At 72.4% G+C, this 5,840-nt stretch carries 5 protein-coding genes; 4 read left to right on the top strand and 1 reads right to left on the bottom strand.

Annotated elements, in window-relative coordinates; genetic code table 11:
- The first annotated feature begins 88 nt into the window (after window positions 1-88).
- The 4 genes from STRAU_RS12125 to STRAU_RS12110 all read left to right on the top strand — a co-directional run bounded on the left by STRAU_RS12125 (window position 89) and on the right by STRAU_RS12110 (window position 4,308).
- Window positions 89-1,480: an MFS transporter gene (locus STRAU_RS12125; protein WP_078621154.1), complete on the top strand. Its 1,392-nt coding sequence runs from the start codon at window positions 89-91 to the stop codon at window positions 1,478-1,480.
- 44 nt (window positions 1,481-1,524) lie between these two features.
- On the top strand, window positions 1,525-2,031 hold the full coding sequence (locus STRAU_RS12120) for a MarR family winged helix-turn-helix transcriptional regulator (RefSeq protein ID WP_016640591.1): 507 nt from the start codon (window positions 1,525-1,527) through the stop codon (window positions 2,029-2,031).
- Between the two features lie 159 nt (window positions 2,032-2,190).
- Window positions 2,191-2,523 carry a DUF3817 domain-containing protein gene (locus STRAU_RS12115; RefSeq protein WP_037658872.1) on the top strand — a complete coding sequence of 111 codons (333 nt, stop codon included), beginning with the start codon at window positions 2,191-2,193 and terminating at the stop codon, window positions 2,521-2,523.
- An 84-nt stretch (window positions 2,524-2,607) separates the two neighbouring features.
- The gene (locus tag STRAU_RS12110) at window positions 2,608-4,308 is read left to right on the top strand and encodes a coenzyme B12-dependent isobutyryl-CoA mutase large subunit (protein ID WP_016640589.1); all 1,701 of its coding nucleotides are present in this window, start codon (window positions 2,608-2,610) and stop codon (window positions 4,306-4,308) included.
- Between the two features lie 78 nt (window positions 4,309-4,386).
- Here STRAU_RS12110 and STRAU_RS12105 read toward each other — a convergent pair whose 3' ends face one another.
- Window positions 4,387-5,829, bottom strand: coding sequence for a sensor histidine kinase (locus STRAU_RS12105; protein WP_016640588.1), 1,443 nt, complete (start codon window positions 5,827-5,829; stop codon window positions 4,387-4,389).
- Window positions 5,830-5,840 lie beyond the last annotated feature (11 nt).

Raw genomic sequence — 5,840 nt, 5'->3', positions numbered from 1 at the left:
GGGACCGGCGGCGGCCGTCGCGAAGGCATCGGATGCCGCGCGGGCGTCGGTCGGCGTGGTGGCGGCGGTCGGGCCGGGGGCGCCGGACATGCCTGTGGTGGCGGGTCCGGGGGAGCCGTCCGCGCGGGGCGGGGCCGCCGGTGCGGATACCTCCGTGAGGGGCGCGGCGGCCGCGGCGGGTGGGGAAGAGGAGTCGGCGGCGGGCGGGGCAGAGAAGAGCGGTGGGTATCGGCGGGTCTTCGGGGTGCCGGAGTTCCGGGTGGTGTTCGCCGCGCACGCGATGTCGTTGCTCGGGGTGGTCGTCAGTGAGATCGCGCTGACCGTGCTCGTGTACGACCTCACCGGCTCGCCGCTGCTCAGCGCGCTGGCCTTCGCGCTGGGCATGCTGCCGTACCTCGTCGGCGGGACGCTGTTCGCCGGGATCGCCGACCGGTACCCGCCGCGCCGGGTCCTGGTCACCTGCGATCTGCTGTGCGCCGGGTGCGCGCTGCTGATGGCGCTGCCCGCGACACCGGTCGCCGGGCTGCTCGCGCTGCGCTGCCTGATCGCCGCCGTCTCACCGGTCTTCAACGGCACGCGGATGGCGACCCTCACCGACGTCCTGGGCGACGGGGACCTGTTCGTGCTCGGGCGGTCCCTGCTGCGGATGGTGTCGCAGAGCGCCGTCCTCGTCGGCTTCGGCCTCGGCGGCGTCCTGCTCACCGTCGTCCCCCCGCGGGGAGCGCTGGTCATCACGGTCGTGACGTTCGCGGCCTCCGCGCTGCTGCTGCGCTGCGGTACGAAGCGACGGCCCGCGCGGGGCCCGGGCCCGGGGAGGGCGAACGGGACGGGCGAGGGGAGCGGCGAGGGCGCCGCGCTCATGCGGTACTCGCTCGCCGGTGCCCGCGAGGTCCTCGGCAACCGCCGCGTCCGCGCGCTGCTGCTCCTGCTCTGGGCGCCCCCGATGTTCGCCGTCGCCCCGGAGGCGCTCGCCGCCCCGTACGCCGAGCAGATCGGCGCCGGTACCGCCGGGGTCGGCCTGCTGATGTGCGCGATGCCCGTCGGCACCATCACGGGCGAGGTGTACGCCGGGTCCGCGCTCACCGCCGCGGCCCGCGCCCGCATCGCGCTCCCGCTCGCCGCGACCACCCTGCTCCCGCTGGTCGCGTACGCCTTCACGCCCGGCCTGGCCTGGGCCCTGCCCGCGCTGCTGCTCGCCGGCGCCGGATCGGCGTACACCCTGGGCCTCGACCGCTGGTTCGTCGACTCCGTGCCGCCGGAGCTGCGCGGCCGCGCCATGACGGTGCACACGGCGGGCCTGATGACGCTCCAGGGGGTGGGCATGGCGCTCGCCGGCCTCGCGGCGGAGTTCTTCGCGGTGAGCACGGTGGTGGCGGCCGCCGGGGTGCTCGGCACGGTGTGCTGCCTGGTCCTGGCCCGGGAGGTCGGGGCGACGGGGCGGGACGGCGGCGGTGGTGGTGCGGGCGCGGCCGGATTCTGAGACTGGGGCTGACCGGTATGTGACCGGGGACTAAGGTCGACGCTGTGCCGAAGCCGCTCAGTCTCCCCTTCGATCCCATCGCCCGCGCCGACGAACTCTGGAAGCAGCGCTGGGGATCCGTGCCCGCCATGGGCGCCATCACCTCGATCATGCGCGCGCACCAGATCCTGCTCGGGGAGGTCGACGCGGTCGTCAAGCCGTACGGGCTGACCTTCGCGCGGTACGAGGCGCTGGTGCTGCTGTCCTTCTCCAAGGCGGGGGAGCTGCCGATGTCCAAGATCGGCGAGCGGCTGATGGTGCATCCGACGTCCGTCACGAACACGGTGGACCGCCTGGTCCGGTCCGGGCTCGTGGCCAAGCGGCCGAACCCGAACGACGGGCGCGGCACGCTTGCCTCCATCACGGAGAAGGGGCGTGAGGTCGTCGAGGAGGCGACGCGGGAGCTGATGGCCATGGACTTCGGGCTCGGGGTGTACGACGCGGAAGGGTGCGGGGACATTTTTGGGTTGCTCAGGCCCCTGCGGGTGGCTGCCGGCGACTTCGAGGAGTAGCCCCCTATGGGGGCTGCGCCCCCTTTCCCCCGCCTTTTCGGCGCTCCGCGCCTCGTCCTCAGCCTCGTCCTCAAACGCCGGACGGGCTTTTTTCGCCCTCCGGGCGGGGAAAACAGGGCGGCGGAAGATCGCGGAAGAGAGCGGGCTACGCTCGTAGCCATGAAACGCAGCGTGCTCACCCGCTACCGGGTAATGGCCTACGTCACCGCCGTCATGTTGTTGATCTTGTGCGCCTGCATGGTGGTCAAGTACGGCTTCGACAAGGGCGAGGGCCTGACGCTCGCGGTCTCCCAGATCCACGGCGTCCTCTTCATCATCTACCTGGTCTTCGCCTTCGACCTCGGCTCCAAGGCGAAGTGGCCGTTCGGCAAGCTGCTGTGGGTCCTTGTCTCCGGCACCATCCCCACGGCCGCGTTCTTCGTCGAGCGCAAGGTCGTGCGCGAGGTCGAGCCGATGATCGCCGACGAGCCCGCGGTCACGGCCAAGGCTTAGCACCGCCCCGGCTGCCCCCCGCCACGGCCTGCCCGTGGCGGTCAGCCATCGACATTTGCTAGGACGTCCAAGTAAATTGGCGTCATGGACGCTGAAGCCATCGAGGAGGGCCGCCGACGCTGGCAGGCCCGGTACGACGCCGCGAAGAAGCGCGACGCCGATTTCACCACGCTCTCCGGTGACCCGGTCGAGCCTGTCTACGGTCCCCGGCCCGGGGACACCTACGAGGGCTTCGAGCGGATCGGATGGCCCGGCGAATATCCCTACACCCGCGGCCTCTATCCCACGGGCTATCGGGGGCGTACGTGGACGATCCGCCAGTTCGCGGGCTTCGGCAACGCCGAGCAGACGAACGAGCGGTACAAGATGATCCTGGCCGCCGGCGGCGGCGGCCTCTCCGTCGCCTTCGACATGCCGACGCTCATGGGCCGCGACTCCGACGACCCGCGCGCGCTCGGCGAGGTCGGCCACTGCGGGGTCGCCATCGACTCCGCCGCCGACATGGAGGTCCTGTTCAAGGACATCCCGCTCGGCGACGTCACGACGTCGATGACCATCAGCGGCCCCGCCGTCCCGGTCTTCTGCATGTATCTGGTCGCCGCCGAGCGGCAGGGCGTCGACCCGGCCGTCCTGAACGGCACGCTCCAGACCGACATCTTCAAGGAGTACATCGCGCAGAAGGAGTGGCTCTTCGAGCCCGAGCCCCATCTGCGCCTCATCGGCGACCTCATGGAGCACTGCGCCCGCGAGATCCCCGCGTACAAGCCCCTCTCGGTCTCCGGGTACCACATCCGCGAGGCCGGGGCGACGGCCGCGCAGGAGCTGGCGTACACGCTCGCGGACGGGTTCGGGTACGTGGAGCTGGGCCTCAGCCGCGGCATGGACGTGGACGTCTTCGCCCCCGGCCTCTCCTTCTTCTTCGACGCGCACGTCGACTTCTTCGAAGAGATCGCCAAGTTCCGCGCCGCCCGGCGCATCTGGGCCCGCTGGCTCCGCGACGAGTACGGCGCGCAGACCGACAAGGCCCAGTGGCTGCGCTTCCACACCCAGACCGCGGGCGTCTCGCTGACCGCGCAGCAGCCGTACAACAACGTGGTGCGCACGGCCGTCGAGGCCCTCGCGGCTGTGCTGGGCGGCACCAACTCCCTCCACACGAACGCCCTCGACGAGACCCTCGCCCTGCCGAGCGAGCAGGCCGCCGAGATCGCGCTGCGCACGCAGCAGGTGCTCATGGAGGAGACCGGCGTCGCCAACGTCGCCGACCCGCTGGGCGGTTCCTGGTACGTCGAGCAGCTCACCGACCGCATCGAGGCCGACGCCGAGAAGATCTTCGAGCAGATCAAGGAGCGGGGGCGGCGGGCGCACCCCGACGGGCTGCACCCCATCGGGCCGATCACCTCCGGCATCCTGCGCGGCATCGAGGACGGCTGGTTCACCGGCGAGATCGCCGAGTCCGCCTTCCAGTACCAGCGGGCGCTGGAGAAGGGCGACAAGCGGGTCGTCGGCGTCAACGTCGCCCATGGGTCCGTGACCGGTGACCTGGAGATTCTCCGGGTCAGCCATGAGGTGGAGCGGGAGCAGGTGGCCGTGCTCGGTGGCCGTAAGGCCGGGCGGGACGAGGGGCGGGTGCGGTCCTCCCTTGACGCGATGCTTGCCGCTGCGCGTGACGGGTCCAACATGATCGCCCCCATGCTGGAGGCGGTGCGGGCGGAGGCGACGCTCGGGGAGATCTGTGGGGTGCTGCGGGAGGAGTGGGGGGTGTACACGGAACCGGCGGGGTTTTAGGCCCTGCGGGGCATTCCCCAGTCCCGCCCCTTCCCGAAACGGAGCCCCCAGTTTCGGGAAGGGGCGGGGTTGGGGAGCTCAGCGCAGCGTCAGCCTGAACAGGGCGCCCCCGCCCGGTGCCTGCTCCGCCGACAGTTCGGCACCGTGCGCCCGAGCGATCTGCCGCGCCATGGCGAGCCCGAGCCCGGACCCGGGCAGCGCCCGGGCCTTCTCCGCGCGGTAGAAGCGGTCGAAGACGTGCGGGAGGTCTTCGGGGGAGATGCCGGGCCCGTGGTCACGGACCGTCAGGTAGGCGGCGGACAGGCCGACTTCGACCACCCCGCCCGGCGGGCTGAACTTCGCGGCGTTGTCGAGGAGGTTGGTGAGGAGGCGGGCGAGGCGGGCGGGCACGCCGGGGAGGGTGAGCCCGGCGGCGTCGGGTGAGACGTCGAGCACGAAGACGACCCCGGGCCAGTGCTCCCGAGCGGCCTCGACCACATGCCCGACCAGCGGCGCGAGCGCCACGTCCTCGACGAGCGGCAGCGGCTCCTCGTCCCGCGCGAGCTCGATCAGGTCGTTGACGAGACCGGTGACCTCCCGCAGCTGCCGGGCGAGCGCCCCGGACGCCCGGTCCCGCTGAGCCTTGTTCAACAGGTCGGCGCGGGCGAGGAGTTCGGCGTTCGTACGCAGTGCGGTGAGCGGCGTGCGCAGCTCGTGCGAGGCGTCGGCGACGAGCCGCCGGCGCGCGGCGACGGACTCCTCCAGCTCGCCGAGCATGGTGTTGAAGGCGGTGGCGAGCCGGGTCACCTCGTCCTCGCCTCCGCCGCCCCGGCCGAAGCGTCCCCACTTCCGGTCCCGCCCGGTGCGTTCGGGCGGTCCGGGCGGCAGCTCGATCCGGTGCCGGGCGTCCCGCGTCGCCGCGATCCGCTCCGCCGTAGCGGTGAGCCGCGCGACGGGCGCGAGCCCGGTCCGGGACACCCAGTACCCGCCGACGGCGGAGAGCAGCACACCCGCCCCGCCCACCACGGCCAGGATCGCGGCGGTCTGCCGCACCCCGCGCTCGGCGATGTCGGCCCGCATGGCGACCTGCACGGCCGCGCCCTTGCCGTAGTGGGTGGTGAGCATCCGTCCCGGCTTGCCGTCGGGAAGGGTGAAACTCGTGTAGTACGGCGCCAGTTCACCGGCGGCGACCTGCCGGGTGGGGCCGCTCACGGGCAGCAGGTACGGCTTCTTCGGGTCGTCGGCGGCGTCCGCGGGGACGATCTGTGAGCAGGCGGGGGCGCCGAGGAAGCGGCACTCGCCGGTGAGTACGCCGTAGTCCTTGTCGTATTCGTGCTGCTGGGCGACCAGCGTCGCGGTCTGGGCGAGGTTCTGGTCGAGCTGCTGGTAGAGCTTGTAGCGGAGCACGAAGAACGACGCGACGCAGACGCAGACCGCGACGAGCGCGACCGCTGCGGAGGCGGCGACCGCGAGCCGCGTCCGCAGCGGACGGCGCCGCCGCCAGCGGGCCCCGAGGCGGCGGTGGGTGCGGCGGGCGCTCACGGCGAGCCGAA

The organism is Streptomyces aurantiacus JA 4570 (assembly GCF_000414115.1).
Lineage (GTDB): Bacteria > Actinomycetota > Actinomycetes > Streptomycetales > Streptomycetaceae > Streptomyces > Streptomyces aurantiacus_A.
This window is presented reverse-complemented; position numbering and strand designations above follow the sequence as displayed.